The organism is Lysinibacillus sp. FSL K6-0057, from assembly GCF_038630885.1.
Classification (GTDB): Bacteria; Bacillota; Bacilli; order Bacillales_A; family Planococcaceae; genus Lysinibacillus; species Lysinibacillus fusiformis_F.
Genome location: NZ_CP152047.1, coordinates 3,581,839 through 3,597,736 on the forward strand (window position 1 = coordinate 3,581,839; position 15,898 = coordinate 3,597,736).

13 protein-coding genes are annotated in these 15,898 nt (G+C 31.9%); 4 read left to right on the forward strand and 9 right to left on the reverse strand.

From position 1 onward, the window contains the following. Nucleotides 1–256 precede the first annotated feature (256 nt). Both MHB40_RS17825 and MHB40_RS17830 read right to left on the reverse strand, forming a co-directional pair. Nucleotides 257–1,132, reverse strand: coding sequence for a LysR family transcriptional regulator (locus tag MHB40_RS17825; protein WP_342533099.1), 876 nt, complete (start codon nt 1,130–1,132; stop codon nt 257–259). A 93-nt stretch (nt 1,133–1,225) separates the two neighbouring features. Next, entirely contained in the window at nt 1,226–2,203 is a 978-nt protein-coding gene (locus tag MHB40_RS17830; RefSeq protein ID WP_342533101.1) for a carbon-nitrogen hydrolase family protein, read from the reverse strand. Between the two features lie 334 nt (nt 2,204–2,537). Between MHB40_RS17830 and MHB40_RS17835 the strand changes: the two genes are divergently transcribed. Then, nucleotides 2,538–3,449, forward strand: coding sequence for a LysR family transcriptional regulator (locus tag MHB40_RS17835; RefSeq protein ID WP_342441129.1), 912 nt, complete (start codon nt 2,538–2,540; stop codon nt 3,447–3,449). Between the two features lie 214 nt (nt 3,450–3,663). Here the strand turns inward: MHB40_RS17835 and MHB40_RS17840 are convergent, their stop codons facing one another. From MHB40_RS17840 to MHB40_RS17855, 4 genes are all read right to left on the reverse strand, one after another. Further along, nucleotides 3,664–3,876 carry a hypothetical protein gene (locus MHB40_RS17840; RefSeq protein ID WP_342533102.1) on the reverse strand — a complete coding sequence of 71 codons (213 nt, stop codon included), beginning with the start codon at nt 3,874–3,876 and terminating at the stop codon, nt 3,664–3,666. A 335-nt stretch (nt 3,877–4,211) separates the two neighbouring features. Then, the gene (locus MHB40_RS17845) at nt 4,212–6,170 is read right to left on the reverse strand and encodes an LTA synthase family protein (RefSeq protein WP_342533103.1); all 1,959 of its coding nucleotides are present in this window, start codon (nt 6,168–6,170) and stop codon (nt 4,212–4,214) included. A 434-nt stretch (nt 6,171–6,604) separates the two neighbouring features. Next, nucleotides 6,605–7,126: a DinB family protein gene (locus MHB40_RS17850; protein ID WP_342533105.1), complete on the reverse strand. Its 522-nt coding sequence runs from the start codon at nt 7,124–7,126 to the stop codon at nt 6,605–6,607. A 148-nt stretch (nt 7,127–7,274) separates the two neighbouring features. After that, the gene (locus MHB40_RS17855) at nt 7,275–7,496 is read right to left on the reverse strand and encodes a hypothetical protein (RefSeq protein ID WP_342533107.1); all 222 of its coding nucleotides are present in this window, start codon (nt 7,494–7,496) and stop codon (nt 7,275–7,277) included. Between the two features lie 284 nt (nt 7,497–7,780). Here MHB40_RS17855 and MHB40_RS17860 point away from each other — a divergent pair, with 284 nt between their 5' ends. Further along, nucleotides 7,781–7,960, forward strand: a complete 180-nt coding sequence (locus MHB40_RS17860) for a hypothetical protein (protein WP_342441132.1) — start codon at nt 7,781–7,783, stop codon at nt 7,958–7,960. A gap of 325 nt (nt 7,961–8,285) precedes the next feature. Continuing rightward, nucleotides 8,286–8,840, forward strand: a complete 555-nt coding sequence (locus MHB40_RS17865) for a hypothetical protein (RefSeq protein ID WP_342441133.1) — start codon at nt 8,286–8,288, stop codon at nt 8,838–8,840. A gap of 627 nt (nt 8,841–9,467) precedes the next feature. Here the strand turns inward: MHB40_RS17865 and MHB40_RS17870 are convergent. Further along, nucleotides 9,468–9,605 carry a hypothetical protein gene (locus tag MHB40_RS17870; protein ID WP_342533109.1) on the reverse strand — a complete coding sequence of 46 codons (138 nt, stop codon included), beginning with the start codon at nt 9,603–9,605 and terminating at the stop codon, nt 9,468–9,470. A 291-nt stretch (nt 9,606–9,896) separates the two neighbouring features. Here MHB40_RS17870 and MHB40_RS17875 point away from each other — a divergent pair, with 291 nt between their 5' ends. Then, on the forward strand, nt 9,897–10,565 hold the full coding sequence (locus MHB40_RS17875) for a VWA domain-containing protein (RefSeq protein WP_257960592.1): 669 nt from the start codon (nt 9,897–9,899) through the stop codon (nt 10,563–10,565). A 1,002-nt stretch (nt 10,566–11,567) separates the two neighbouring features. On the opposite strand, the gene MHB40_RS17880 is transcribed toward MHB40_RS17875, so the two are convergent. Next, complete coding sequence (locus tag MHB40_RS17880; RefSeq protein ID WP_342533110.1) at nt 11,568–14,789, reverse strand: DEAD/DEAH box helicase; 3,222 nt, start codon at nt 14,787–14,789, stop codon at nt 11,568–11,570. Beyond that, complete coding sequence (locus tag MHB40_RS17885; RefSeq protein ID WP_342533111.1) at nt 14,782–15,630, reverse strand: Hachiman antiphage defense system protein HamA; 849 nt, start codon at nt 15,628–15,630, stop codon at nt 14,782–14,784. Before MHB40_RS17885 ends, MHB40_RS17880 begins: the two co-directional genes overlap by 8 nt. Between the last annotated feature and the right edge of the window lie 268 nt (nt 15,631–15,898).

Below are 15,898 nucleotides of genomic sequence, written 5' to 3' on the forward strand. Positions count from 1 at the left end.
ATAAGTTCAACAAAACGACATCAAAGTGCCTCTCGGTTTAAACATGTCATCTTCATTTGAACATTCAAATGAAGAGACAAAATCATGTATAATAATTGAATTTTTCTTAAAGTTTCATTCATTATAAAATCCCCTCAGCAAGTTGAGTTATAGAAGTAAGTTATATGGTTATAGAAGATATCAATCGGAATTATATGGGACAATGAAATGTACATCAGAACAATAAAAAAACACTAAACCAACAAATTTTGATGGTTTAGTGCTGTTCAAACATTTTATCCTTTAAGAAATCCATAAACACAGATTCAGCCTTACCTTTTAAATGAATAAAATCAATACTAATATTTGTTTTCACAGGTGGCGTCATTTCAACTCGAAAAAGCTCTTCGTTTTCCAATTCCTTTTTTACACAATGCTCAGGTAGAAAGCAGATGCCTCCTCCTTGGAGTACAAGTTTTTTTGCTGTTTCCATATTATCCACTTCTAAATATATATTTGGATTTAGATTATTATTTAAGAATAGTCGATGTATGGCAAGCCATTCTATAGAACCATAATCAAAAAAAATAAGTGGTTGTTTACTAACATCTTCAACTGTTACACTTTCTTCTTTTAAAAATACATGATTTTTAGGAACAAAAAGACGAATTGGATCATTATAAAGACGAATAGATTCTACTTGGGGATGATTTTCCGTTCGCACAATACCAAAATCTACCTCTTTATTTATGACCTTGTTTAAAATGTCTTTAGAATGTCCTGTTAAAATCTTAATTCGAACATTCTCAAATTTTGAAATAAAGGCCGGCAAGATATCTGGAAGAACATTATTCGAAATTGATAAAGCACTTCCAATTACTAAATCATAAGGGATATTTACTTGCTGTAAGCCGTACTTCGCCTCCTTATACGATTGGAGTATTTTTTGTGCGTGTAAAAGAAAGTATTCGCCTTTATCAGTTAAAGAAATTTTATTTCCATTTCGATGAAAAAGTTTTAAATTAATATCTCGTTCAAGAGACTGAATTCGTGCAGTTATAGATGGTTGAGTTAAATAAAGAGCTTCAGCTGCTTTATTGAAACTTCCTAGCTGACATACGTAAATGAATGCCTCAATATTCTCTATATTCATTTGAATAACCTCTTATCTTCCTATCTATCTAGAAAGGAGAAAACAATCTTCCTAGAATCATTGCCTTCTCCTTTTCAGCCCCATTTTATTTTCTTATTTACTGTTCGAATAGCCTTTATTTTCCCATTCTATGTTTTCCTTTTTTTCCTCATTTACAATTAGCTTAAATACATCAGGTCTTGCATAATGCCCAACCACATCAAAATCAAATTGACTGTAGGCTATATCGCGTAAATCAAGATCAGCAATTAAAATGTCTTCCTTGCCGAATACAGGTTCCTTCACATAATCCCCTAATGGACCAACAATCGCACTCCCGCCCATACACATTTCATCTGGAAAAGTTTCTAATTCGTCATAACAGGCTAAGTCTGTAGGGTACATATCTTTTGTGAAATATTGATTGCATGATAAAACAAAGCATCTTCCTTCCAAAGCAATATGACGAATCGATAGCTGCCATGTATCCTTTGCATCTGCTGTAGGGGCAATATATAATTGAACACCCTTTGCATACATCGCTGCTCGAGCTAATGGCATGTAATTTTCCCAACAAATTAAAGCGCCTATTTTGCCATAGGGTGTATCAAATACAGGAAGTGTGCTTCCATCGCCTTCTCCCCAGATTAATCGTTCGGCGCCAGTAGGTTTTAATTTTCTATGTTTCCCAAGTAAAGTCCCATCTGGTCCGAAAAATAATACGGTGCAAAATACGGTGCCTCCACTTGATTCATTATCTCTTTCAATTACTCCAATAATGAGATATACACCTGCATCCCGTGCAGCTTCTCCTAATCTATCCGTTGTTTCACTTGGAACTAGAATTGAATTTTCCCAATAACGTAGCCAGTCTTTTCGCCCTTCAGGAGCACGACTTCCTACTTTTGTGCCGAAAGAGAATCCCCTTGGATAACCAGGGATAAAAGCTTCCGGGAATACAACAATTTTCGCTCCCTTTTCACCTGCTTGCATAGTTAATGAGACTGCCTTCTCAGTCGATGCTTCACTATCCATAAATATAGATGCTGCTTGGATCACCGCTACTCGTACATTGTTCTCTTTTTTAGTCATTTTATTTTCCCCCTATTAATATAAGAATATTCAGTCTTTTAAATTTACTATTGAAATTATGCTCCTTATATCAACATAGTAAACTGTCAAACTCTATTTACTCCATATGCTTTTTCAAAGAAGTCCTATCTAAGAATGAGTGCTCTTTAATTTATCTTATCCTTTCTTAAAGTATTTTTTTGAATAACCTAAGTTGGTCTTATTCACTCTTATATAGAAAGCGACTCAGGTGTATACAATTGCATTTTAATTTTACATTTGCCCTACTATTTAGTAAAATACATAATCATCATACAAACTATTCTAAAAAAGAATATTAAGAGAGTGATAATACATGCAAATTCAACTAAAAGACTTAGATATTTTTGTGAAAGTAGCTGAACACAACAGCTTCACAAAAGCATCAGAGGTATTATTTATTGCGCAGCCCTCATTAAGTAAATCCGTTCAAAAATTAGAAAAGGAACTAAATGTAACCTTATTTGATAGATCCAATAGAAAATTACGTCTCACTGAGGTTGGAATGATTGTTTATGAGAAAAGTAAAGCTATCCTTTCAACTTTAGAAAGTATCTCTACTTCCATTGCTGATTTATCAGAATTAGTAACTGGAAATTTAAAAGTGGGTGTATCCCATATAGTTGGAACTTTATTCTTTCCCAAAGTAGCCCAAGTATATGTAAATAAATTCCCAGGAGTAACATTAGAGATATTTGAGGAAGGTGGACTCGTAATTGAAAAACATATCGAAAGGGGACTGGTGGATATAGGATTTGTCGTATTGACAAAGAAGAACGAACATTTAAAACATACTCCAATCTACAATGATGAATTTGTATTATGTGTTTCGTCTAAACATCCTTTATCAAATTTAAAGATTGTATCATTAGTCGATCTAATAGATGAAAACTTTATTTTCTTCTCCAAGAAATGGGCATTACATGAACTAGTTGTCAATGCATGTAAGGATGTAGGATTTATTCCTAAAGTTGCGTTTGAAAGTGAGCAATGGGATTTGATCATCGAATTAGTTTCTGCCCAGTTAGGGATTACACTAATTCCCAAAATCTTAGCTAGTAAATTGAATGATGTTGATATTGTATCCATTCCACTCACTAACCCAACGATTGAATGGAATATTGGAGTCGTTACTAATGGAAAATCATATCAAACCTTCGCGTTAAAAGCGTTTCTTAAAATTGTTAATCAAGTATACAATGATATAGATTCAAGTTTTGAAGATTAATTTAGATTTTATAACAGTATTTTAAGATGCTAGAGTGTTTGTCGATCAAACCCTCTTTTTATCTGAATGTGCCTAAAAGATAAAGAACCACTCTCTTAAATGAAAATGGTTCTTTCAACGCCTCATCGTACTTACTTGAAAAATAGCTTTTTCTCTAATTTTCCGCTTCATAATCTAGGAGAATTCAACACAACTTTCGGGTAAAAAATACAGATCAATGGTTCATATTATTTACTAAGTCTTTATTATATGCAACCCACTTTTCCATTTCTCTCTCTACAGCTCGGTTTTGCCACTCAAACCAAATACCTGTACATTCACTGCAGTGACTATCGACACCCTTTTTTTCATGCGTATCTTTACATGTAAACACAGTCCTTTTACGACAACTGTAACAGTAAATGACAATATCCTTATAAAATTCCATCACAATCAACTCCTACAATTTACACCTATTTCTTTCCTTTTTTCATATAAATTATTCTTTAAAAAGAAATAAGGAAGGATGAAGAGTACCCTAATGGTTATTCTTGCCTCTCCTTAATAAAAGCGATTCAACCCCTTACTATTAAAGGATTTGAATCGCTTTTGCAGTTAGTCCAACTTTTCTATTTGAACCTCGATATGTCCCAAGGAGGAATATAAATTCTCAATATTTTCTCAAAATAACGTTAAAAAAAGCAATTCAAGGTAATGGTAAGATATCATATACACGCTGATATCTTACACATTTCCTTGAACTGCCAAAGTAAATTACTTAAATTATTTAGATTCTACATTCTCATTCTCATCATGAGAGTAATTATATTGAGAAGGATCAACTGGCGTATAACCTGTTGGCGTATAGAATCTCAATAAGTCACCATTTACGACTCTATCAGATAACGCCAATTTATGATCTACTTCATTTTTAATCGTTTTCGCTTCCTCTACTTGACTCTCGTCTAATGGTAAGCCTGTCTTATTATCATAAAATTTTTCATTAATTGAATAAATCGTAGGACTGACAAAATCGCCATTTCTAAATGGTACAACTTCATCATGCTCTTCTGATAATAAATCTGAACCAAATTGAACAAATTGTTGTGATTCAATCCCTAGTAAATGTAATAACGTTGGGAGTAGGTCTGTTTGGCCACCATAGCTATGGTTAGTACCACCTTGTATGCCTGGAACATGTATAAATAATGGTACACGTTGTAAATTAGCACTTTCATATGGTGTAATTTCTTTTCCAATGACTTGTTCCATCGCTTTATTATGATTATCGGAAATACCGTAATGGTCACCATAAAGAACAATCATCGAATGATCATATAAACCTGATTCTTTTAATTGTTGGAAGACCTGTTGGATTGCTTCGTCTGCATAACGAGCTGTTTGGAAATAATTATCAACGCTTGCATCGCCTGTATTAGCTTTATCAATTGTCACTAAGTCTTGATTCATTTTATATGGATAGTGATTCCCTACCGTAATTAATTTTGTATAAAAAGGTTGTGGTAAGGAGCTTAAAAGACTTTGAGATTGTTCAAAGAATGGTTTGTCTAACAAACCATATTCAGCCATGTCCTCTGAAGTGCCTGTGTTGTAGTAACTAGCATCAAAGAATTTGTCGAATCCAAATGATTTATAAATCACATTTCTGTTCCAGAAGCTTCCGTTATTACCATGGAATACAGCCGATGTATAACCATAATCTTTTAAAATACTCGGTGCTGCCTGATACGTATTTTGTGCTTTTGTAATATAAGCAGATCCTTGTGGTAATCCAAATAAAGAGTTTTCAAGCATAAATTCTGCATCAGACGTTTTACCTTGACCTGTTTGATGGAAGAAATTATCAAAATACAATGTATTCTTATCTTTTGCTAATGAATTTAAAAATGGTGTTACTTCTTCACCGTTTAATTTATAGTCGATTAAAAAGTTTTGGAATGATTCTAAATGTAAATAGATAACGTTCATTCCCTTTGCTGCACCAAAATATTGAGCATTCGGTTTGGCATAGTTTGATTTTGTATAGTTAATGACTTCTGTAATATCATTGCTGTCCGCCAAAGCTCTCTGAGAAGATGCTTTCATCGTTTCAACTGAATCATAAATCGTATAGTTATACATTCCTAGATATTTCACAATATAGTTTCTATCAAAACCACGTGTTAAAAGTTGAGGACGATTAGATTCAGCTAGTCCTAAATTAAGGACCGATACCGCTAATGCAAAGGCAATGATTGCCATTCCTTTTTTATAGCCAAAACGCTTCGTATCTTTTTGGATTCTTTTAGAGAATCGTAGATAAAACATAACAAATACATCCACAAAAAATAAGATATCATAAGGTTTTAGTAAAGAAAGAACACTGCCGCCTAAATCCCCAAAGTTCTGCGTTTGGGAAAGTGTAGGTAATGTAATGAAATCACTAAAGAATCGGTAATAAACAATGTTGGCATATAAAACAATGGACATCAATGTGTAAACTACAACGAGTGATGTGTATTTTCTTTTTCCTTTAAATATAAATGAAAATCCTAGAAATAGCATTGCTGAGCCTAGTGGATTTATTAGTAAAAGGAATTGTTGAATGATTCCTTCTACACCTAAGTCAAATTGTGATAATTGAGAGATGTATGTTTTAATCCATAACATTAATACTGCTACTATATAAATTCCTAAAAAGTTGTGTAATAGGTTATCTTTTTTATTTACTAGATTTTTCATTATTGCACCTACCTTTTACTGATTAAATTAAAATCTAGATGTATATGAACTTAAATGATAAGGACTGTATTGCACTTTAACAAATGTTACGTTACAATAGCTTTTTTCGCGACCAATGTATAGTACTCCCCATTTAAACTTCTGTCAAGTTGTTAGCTATTCTTCATATAAATATTTCTAATTAACCTAAATATTGTCCAAAAAATACCCAGTAAACATTAGTTTTTAACTAAAATTTACTGGGTATTTTAAGCCATAATAGAGGTGGTTGGTTCTTTAAATGTCTGTATGAAATCTGCCTCGTAATTTCTCTTATTTGGGCATCAAAAAATCTCCCATATCAAATGAATTGGAAGATATTCTGATACGCTATTCACTTTTGGCTAAAAACAATGGATTCTATGACATCGTTTTCTAGCATTTATACATTTCTTCTATTTAGATGTTTCTATATTTATTTGAGCACCTACTGAATCTTTCAATGATGAAGAAAGACCTCGTCTGATTAAATTTGCAGAAACAGGTGCTCTCCCCATTTCCCTCGCCCAAATTGATAGTTGTCCTATATGGTGAATTTCATGTGCAATGGTATGACGAATGATTTCACCCCATGTATGCGTCTCCATACTACCATCTGCTAATGGATTATGATGTAAACGCTCTTCCGTACTGTCATCCCATTGATTTACAAAGCTTTCGACATCTAAATGAAATGCAGCTTGCAATTTACGAACCTTTTCCAAGCTATTATATTCATCAAAGCTCTCCTGAAAATCTGTTTTCCCTTGTAATAGACGAATCCAACTCCATTCAACATCAATGATATGGAAAAGTGTGTGTAATATACTGCCCATTCCTCCAGTTCGGTTTTGCAAAAGTTCTTCTTCAGTCAACTCTTCACACCAACGAAACCAATCTTCCCGAACTAGCCAATTATATTTAAAAAATAGTTGCAAAAAAGCACCTCCGTAGTTGTTGAAAAATATTATAACTCACTATTTCTTCATATAAAGTGAGGATTCCTTCTTTGCTCTTTTCAGATAACCAAATAAGCACTGCAAGTAACATAAGTATAGCAACATTCCTAAGAGCAACGTCTAGTAATTACCACTTTTGGTTACTATTATGAATTTTTCTATAAACGTAATCTGCGTTATCTAAGTTTTTCCAGCTACTAATAAAATTTAGTATTAGCATAAAAATTCCAAATAAAATAAATGCCACCATATATTTACCTATGAAAAATAAAACAAACGTTGCAACCAAAAGTAATAGCATTAAAATTATGACGAGGATTTGTAATTTCCCCTTTTTCTTCTCATCCATCTGTTCAACCTCCAATCAAAGCGCCGATACTTTTCTAAAATGTTTTCTTTGGTTTATTTTAACATAAAAATTCTTTTTTTCTAAATAATCAATTATTTTATATGAAATCCTAACACCAGAAAATGCCTATTAGAATAATGGGCTTTTGTTTACAGCTTGAATGTTTATCCTACATTTTTTTAATCAATTTATCTTGGCATGATCTGAAATTTTAAGTATGAAGTTGAAATAAACAAGGGATATTTTATAGGATAAGTTAAATAATATCTTTAGGAGGTGTTGACATGAAACGAGATAAAAAAAATACAGAGTTTGCAACAGACGAGCCAACAAAACAATCATTTGCTAGTGGAGCAGACCCCAAAAAACCTAATGGGCGCAAAGAATATACGGAAGCCCCACGCCCACAACGTGAAGAAGACCTTATAATTGATGAGAAAAAAGGTAAGTCAACTTCATTATAAGATAAGACAATTTAGCGTTTTAACTATTTTGACCACTCTATTATGGGTGGTCTTTTTAATTATCTCCTCATCATGTATCATCATACAAAAAATTGAGACCATCCATAAGGTCCTAAAGTTAGAGTCAGAAATCTACTTTAAGGGGGTAGGACCTAACAGAGTGGTCTTTCATCTATCTATTAAATCCATACTATTTTATTAGCTCATATCATCGTCAATATATATATTAAGGTAAAAAAAGAAATTTATGTTTTTTAACCTAATTTTAACCTTTTATTGGTAATCTATATTTGTTTCAATATTAAAATTACTAGGAGGAATTATTATGACAGTAGCTGTAAAAAATTTTAGTAGTATTATGAACCAAATGAGAGATGCTTATACGGGAGAACAAACCAAAGAATTTTCTTTAGCAGCGTTCATTGGACTTCAAGCTCCTTCATTATCAGACACACCTGATGAATTGCACAAACTAACACAAGAATATCAAGAGAATGTTAATCATTTTTATGTACAAGAAGAAATAGACTTAAAAGAAAATGTTAAGCAATTAGAAAATGATAAAAACCAAACAGCTTTTTTTGAAAATATGCGTAAGAAAAAAGATGAAGCTTTAAAAAAGTCTGAAGACATGATCAATAAATACTACGATTCGTTGATAGATTTTGGTGAAGAGCATCCTGCAGCCCAAACATTAATCCTTACTCTTGCTGATAAAGTCGGTGCCTTTATACAAGATATGATGAATAAAGTTTTAAATGTTTTTGTTAAAGTTGTGGAAACTGTAAAAAATGCAATAAGTGCTGCTGTTAATTTCATTTCCTCTACTTTTAATTCAATTGTTAATACTACGAAAAATTTCTTTTCTAGTTTATTTTAAAAACATTCTTAGCAGGACTGTCTACGCTATGTATCATAAAGTATCACTTCAGCAATACCTATGGTTTTCTAATAAAAAAGTAGTTATTTATTAGATTGCTTCTCTAAAGATAAAACAGGTGTGAAGGTGCTCCTCAGCACTTCACACCTGTTTATTCATTTTAATTCTTAATTATGCAATTCTCTATATTCTAATTTTAGCACCTCTTTTTATCTCGATAGCTCTGTATGATAGAGGGACAATAAATGTTCACCAATAAATAAACTCGTGATTTTCCTTAATCCCTGAACATTTGATATTTCTGGCTGACTCAAGCTTTAATAAAGCTAAATCAATTTCTACTTTCCACACCCCATACTTTTTTGTCTTAAAAAAATCCTCTATTCGAAATTTTGATTGGAAGATGATTTGGGAACTCTATAAATATTTGAGCAACGAAAAAAGGGATTCGAACCCCCTACCTAGTTAAATTTTATTTAGATAATCGTTGTATTTTAAGCTAATTCAATATTATAGTTCTCGAAATAAGACCGAATTAAAGTATAGTATAATGCAGTCTAATCATTGCTATGTTTCTTTAATTTAATAGCTTATTAAATTTACTCTTATTCGTATATGAAATATTATTCAAACTGTATATCTCTGTGTAATAATGATTTTCAAACCTTCGAAATCGCCACTTTTCATGATACCTGAATCAAATTTACAAAGCCTCGATTTATCAATCTTGTCTTTATCTACAGCCTGTTTAACGTAATCACGCATTGCTGCTTTAGTTGTCTCCTAATTCTAACGATTTTTGGTGTTTTATTATATTTTTCCAACCATTAAAAACCCCTCTAAAGCGTGAATTTATAAGGTTTCTCAAACTTATTTCGTAACAAATCAAATCTTTTTAAAATATACTGTTTCATTAACCTTCTGTTAGCAAAATGACGACATTTATCATTTAATATTTTTTATCGTCAATCGATTATAGTTCAAAATTCGTATAGTTATGTTATGGTATATATGTAAATAAAAGTGGTTTTCATTACAATTCATAGGAGGAACGAAATGTCTACTATTTCACTTAGAAAAGATAAAGTAAAAATCGTACTCACAAAGAAAAAGTTAACCGGTGTTCGTGCAAAAGTTGGTCTAGTATTGGATATCTCAGGCTCAATGAGACGCTTGTACAAAATTGGCGAGGTTCAAGAAGCAGTAGAGCGAATCGCAGCAGTAGCTTCCCAGTTTGATGACGATGGTGCTTTAGATATCTGGGTCTATGATAATGAATTCTCCCGTCTATCTGAAGTAACCGAGTACAACTTACTAGGCTATGTTGAAAAAAACATCCTTAATAATGATGAGGTCCATAAATTCGGCCGAAACGATGAACCTCAAGTTATGGCTGATGTAATCAAAAAGTATACAGTTGAAGAACCTAGTGATGTACCTGTCTTCCTGATTTTCATCAATGATGGAGGTTGTAAAGCTGGCATTAAAAAATTCATTGTGGAATCCTCAACGAAACCAATCTTCTGGCAATTTGTGGGCATCGGCGATTCTAATTTTGATGTATTACGTAAGTTAGATACTATGGAAGGACGCTACATCGACAACGCAAACTTCTTCCACTTCGAAGACATCGAAACAGTATCCGATGAACAGCTATACGAAAACCTATTAGATGAGTTCCCTTCTTGGCTACAAGAAGCAAAGGAAAAAGGAATATTGGCATAATGACTAACCTTGAAACAAAAAAGCTCAGGCTCAAATTAATGAGTACCTGGGCTTTGTGTTATGTTAAAATCAAATTTCTACATATACTGTTTCATTATAAGAATAATTTTTCATTACACTTTTTACAAGAAACAGATCAACGGGCTAGTTCTCATTTTGATAAACTTTTCGATGAAAAAAAGTGACTTGGGCACCATCAGGAGATTTATACATCAATGTATAAAAATAAAAAGCCCTACAACCGTTGTGGCTGTAAGGCTTTGCTTGACGTCCCAGGAGGGATTCGAACCCCCGAACTCCTCTATAGAGGTTCCACTACTTTATCATCTACAAAAGCGGTAATGGTGCGGGTTAAAAGGTCTTTTCTTCTCAAGGCGGGATTCGTTCAATTTACGAACTCGGACCGAAATCATCTTTAATATCATATTATCATCATATCTCGCCCATTGAAAGTACATTATCTAAATCGCACATCACGCGTTTCTCAAATTTATCAAGTTCTTTCCTGACTTTTTCCCCAAACTCTGCTTATCATTATTTACTCTATCTCTTATCTTTATAGTAAAAATCACTAGGGATTCTTCCTTCTCACTTAATTCTCATTCACAATTTTATCCGAAATTTTTAAAATAATGCCCTTAAATTTTTCACAAATATAAAAAGAGAACCTTTAAAAAGGCCCTCTGTAAATTCATTTTCATTTCAATACATATAGTACTTTCAATAATTTAATCACACATTTAATCACATTTTATATAACCCTTGCCTAATTCATATATAAGGACAAACTAATACATCTATTCATTTCATACTCATAACAATACCAGGAGCCAATCCACAGCCACTTTATGTATGGAGACGGTGGATTATACCCCTTATAAATTGTACATACTGTCATACCAACGTTCTAAGCAGTTATTTTTGATAGTTGTTATTGCAGTAACTTTAAAAATAACTTTTTTCTACTCCCTCTATACCACTACTTACAGAGAAAATGTAAATTTAGTTACCATAAATTTTCAATACAAATATGTCATCACTATTCCGTTTTAATGAATACTTAAAGTTATTTATAGCAAACTCTTTTTCCTTCATCTCATCAACTGATAAGTTTAATTTATATTTATTTTTTAAATCCAGGGTTACCAAATAATACATTCCATCATTTTTGATTAAACGGAATTCATTTATTTCATGAGGGATATTTTTCAATATGTAACTAAATGATTTATCTTTAACTGCTTTATTCGATAACTCATTCTCATACCACGATTTTATCAAAGCAAAATATTCAGTTTCTCTGAATTCCTCAAGAATACTAGACGAAACTCTAATCAAAAATATTTTAAGCATCAGCTTATCATCATACACCCTGATTGTATCGCGATATTTGTTGGAAATTTTAGCAGCTACTTCTCTTGAGTTTAGTCCCATTAAATAAATCTTCACCGCTTCCAAGTTAGGCAGACCATATTTTAGTAGTTCGTTAAATTCAAGAAGTTTTACATTACATTCCTCAAGTTTACTATATGCACAAATTTTAGAGAAAGTATTAACTATTAAAGGCAACTCATAATATAATTTAGACCAATTAAAATTATCAAATGTTCTTTCATTTAATCTCTCACCAGATATCCACTGAGCTATTTGTTCAAATACTATATCTCTATTATCGCTTCGATACATATTCAATTTAGAATTCGCTATATCTAATAAGAAAGAAATTAAATCATCTTTAAAGTCCTCTTTCATTAGGATGTCATGAAGAACAGGTATTTTTCCTTCTAGTAACCTTATGAATGATAAAGCAATGCCCGATTGTAAATAGAGCTCTTTTTTCTCGCTATTTTGATATGCTGCTTTAACATAATTCGCTCTAGCTTTTATTATTCTTTTTAATTTTTCTTCGTCAAAATCGCCTGCTTTATTTCCAGCTGATATCATCGCAAAACTATTTGTAATAAATTCATCTAAGCTACCCAGCTCAAAATTCTCTTCATTTAAAATCGCCAATAAAGTATCATCGATGACAAATAAATTCAAATCATCTTCAAATCTTTCTTCATTTGAAATAATTTCTAGCAATATTTCAAATTCAACACCATTGTTTAATGCAATGTCATAAATATCTTTTAAAGCATCATAAACTCCACTTTCTACTCTTTCGATTGTCCCATTTATAAAACTTTCAAAAATCCCTATTTCCCATTTGCTATTTCCCCTAGTTCCATCTATAGCAAATAACACCCTGCCTTCAACATCTATAAAAGACCTACCTGCACGACCAATGATATTGTGAAATTCACCATTAGTAATTACGTCTCTAGTCATTCGGTAATGAGCAATTATAACGGTTGAAACACCTATATTAACACCTTGAGCCAAGGTACTTGTTGCTACAATAATCTTTGGATTTGAATATCTAAGGATTTTTTCAGTAGCAATTCTCAAATCGTTTGGTAAAGAAGCATGATGAACTATTATTCCTTTCAAAGCAGCTTTCTCGTAAATACTGTCTTCCCCATAATACGCTTTTAAAGAAAATAAATAATCTTCCCAGAAAATATTTTCCCACGTATGGTCTTCAATATAATCTAGAATTCTTTGATACCACTGAATGTACCCCTTCACCATGTTTTTCCTAGCTAGGTATATCAATACCTTTCCTGAATCAGAAAACTTTAGTGCAGTTAGCATCACAGCAGTTCTTTTATCATTAGGCAAAACAACTTTTCTTGGTAGATTTATATTTTCTACAAAGTTATGATTATAAGGATTATTTTCACCTTTCCATTTAATAGTGACATTGCTTCCTTTAAACAAAAGAACGCCATATCTCTTCTCATTTATAGACTGATTTAACACATACTCGTTACCATCAGCTTGGGTAATCCATTTTGCGACTTCTGAAGAATTTGGCAAGATAGCTGATAAAACAAGAAACTTACCATTCACTTTCATCACATAATATTTGAGTTCTTCGTAGAATAATTCATTCCTAGTAAATCTTATATCTCCGCCAATTAAATGCCCTTCGTCTAAAATAATCAACTTAAGTCGAGCCTTAATGTCATTATCATTTCTAAGAATCATTTTTGCTTTTTCTGGGGTAACAATTAAAACGTTTGAATCACCTATTAAAAATTCATCAAATAAAGACTCTGTACCATCGCCATACATATTAGAAATTTTTATTCCTAAACTACTTAAATTTTTCTTTAATGTCTCTTCTACTTCAAAAGCTAAAGATTTAAATGGTGCCAAATACATGATAATTGCAGTAGGCTCTTCTACTATTGTTTTCAGTATATTTATTTCCGCTATCTTAGTTTTCCCACTACTTGTAGGTAAGGCTAATACTGAACCCGATGGATTCATGCTTTTTACTAAAGCATCAATTTGAAAAGGAAATAATTCAACAATGCTTGGTGAACTAAATAAATTTTGTAAAATAAACTTTTCAACTATTTCACTGTCTTGTATCAAAGGTGGTATTACTTTCCACAAAGATGCTCTATGAAAGGTCTTAAATAAGTAATTTAATAGTTTAAAAATATACCATGCAAAAACATCATTATCTATTTCACTCAGTTCTACCAAATCAGCAGTATTTTCTATAGCTGCATAAATAAATTCGTCATTTCCTGTACTTATATATCTTAAATAATTATTCATCGCAATCGAAAGTATACCTAAATAAATATGGCTATCCCTTTCAATGTCACTATCGAAATCAGATTTCTGTATGTTCATATTAAACAAGACTTCTTCATACAAAAGGTTATACTCTTTCTTCAGATAATAAGCCACCATTTTCGTAATTTCATTTTTCTCATCGAAATACCTCATTATTGCAAATGATTTTGAATAATCTCCAGAAATATAGTACGCCATCGAAGAAATAAGTAAATAATAGTCCTTTTCAGCTTTATTAGTTCCATAATGGTACATATTTTTTAGAATATCCGCTGCCATTTTAAACGAGTTATTTCTTATACTGATTAATTCATAATCCATTTCATCAAAATCAACTCTTAATGCTGTATTTAAATACATCTGGAATATAGCTATTAATTTTGTATCTAGGTCTTCATCATATTTTGGATAATTTTCAGGTGGTTCGTTAACATCTCTAAGAACGGCTCTTGAATATGATTGAGCAATTAAATTTTGAAAATAATCGTCACTATTAATTCGATTATAGTTTTCTAGAACTTTAGTCATCTGTATCCACTCCTAAATTTTTAAATGCTCTATCATAGCTGATGTCTGCAAATATAGCCGGGTCCATCATACTTAATGAAATAATTCCAAAATTTTTATTTTTAGATTTCATATGAGTATCAATAATTCTAGCAGTGTTATGGTTACTTAATAATAGTCCTATATTGATTATCTCCACTTCACTCTTGGCAACTTTATCTAACAATTCTTCTAGGATTTCAGCTTCCTCGATTTTTCCCATGCCGTAAAACAATTCAATTGTAAACCCCAAAGATAATGGGCGCACAATACTTTTACCATAGTCATCGCATATATCATTTACAACTTGTTGATTTGGTGTAGTACGAAATTTCGCCTCTCCTGTATATACTTTTGAAAAAGGCGCTTCTTTATTTAAAAGTAATACGTCGTCGCCTTTCATTGATTGCTCTACATTTGTGTTATAACGAAGCCTATAGATAAATAATCTATTAGGCGTAACTTTTTCGAGATATTCACCTAATAGTATCTCACCTAAATTTCCCCTCTGAGTCTTTTTACTTTTTGGGAGTAATTGCTGACCTTCTAAATACTTTCCATAAGCATATTTATCTAATACTCTTTTTTTCCTTTCTAAGGAAGCCATTCTTTCTGGCGAAATATGATGTTTCTTTATTAAAGATACAAATTCATCAAAAGGGTTCTCCACATCCTGCCTAACATTTAATTTACGATGTATTTTATATGTGCTATCCACATTTTCAATAAAAATATCTTCAGATATGAGCCAATCCGCAAAAAACGTATTTTCTTCTGGGTGTTTATCTAAATGCGAAAATACAATAAGGTTCTCTGTCATCATTAATCACTCCCTACAAATACATAACTAAATTTTACCAAACAAAAACCTAACTTACCATGTCTAGTAAGTTAGGTTTTGCTAGTATAATTTAAATACACTTTTCATAGTAATAATACATTCGAATACAATCAAAGCACATTTTATCCTGTAACATCCCCCAGGTGAAGGGGTGTTTTACATCATTACCAAACCCAAATAATGGTTCACTAGCCTTGATAGGAGACAAATAATAATATACTCCCTCGATATCTATTGCTAAATCAAACTC

Bases quoted from the DNA above. Each gene is read 5' to 3' on its own strand.
- MHB40_RS17835 (WP_342441129.1), top strand. From the start codon at position 2,538: ATGCAAATTCAACTAAAAGACTTAGATATTTTTGTGAAAGTAGCTGAA.
- MHB40_RS17860 (WP_342441132.1), top strand. From the start codon at position 7,781: ATGAAACGAGATAAAAAAAATACAGAGTTTGCAACAGACGAGCCAACA.
- MHB40_RS17885 (WP_342533111.1), bottom strand. From the start codon at position 15,630: ATGATGACAGAGAACCTTATTGTATTTTCGCATTTAGATAAACACCCA.
- MHB40_RS17830 (WP_342533101.1), bottom strand. From the start codon at position 2,203: ATGACTAAAAAAGAGAACAATGTACGAGTAGCGGTGATCCAAGCAGCA.
- MHB40_RS17875 (WP_257960592.1), top strand. From the start codon at position 9,897: ATGTCTACTATTTCACTTAGAAAAGATAAAGTAAAAATCGTACTCACA.
- MHB40_RS17845 (WP_342533103.1), bottom strand. From the start codon at position 6,170: ATGAAAAATCTAGTAAATAAAAAAGATAACCTATTACACAACTTTTTA.
- MHB40_RS17870 (WP_342533109.1), bottom strand. From the start codon at position 9,605: ATGCGTGATTACGTTAAACAGGCTGTAGATAAAGACAAGATTGATAAA.
- MHB40_RS17825 (WP_342533099.1), bottom strand. From the start codon at position 1,132: ATGAATATAGAGAATATTGAGGCATTCATTTACGTATGTCAGCTAGGA.
- MHB40_RS17840 (WP_342533102.1), bottom strand. From the start codon at position 3,876: ATGGAATTTTATAAGGATATTGTCATTTACTGTTACAGTTGTCGTAAA.
- MHB40_RS17855 (WP_342533107.1), bottom strand. From the start codon at position 7,496: ATGGATGAGAAGAAAAAGGGGAAATTACAAATCCTCGTCATAATTTTA.
- MHB40_RS17865 (WP_342441133.1), top strand. From the start codon at position 8,286: ATGACAGTAGCTGTAAAAAATTTTAGTAGTATTATGAACCAAATGAGA.
- MHB40_RS17880 (WP_342533110.1), bottom strand. From the start codon at position 14,789: ATGACTAAAGTTCTAGAAAACTATAATCGAATTAATAGTGACGATTAT.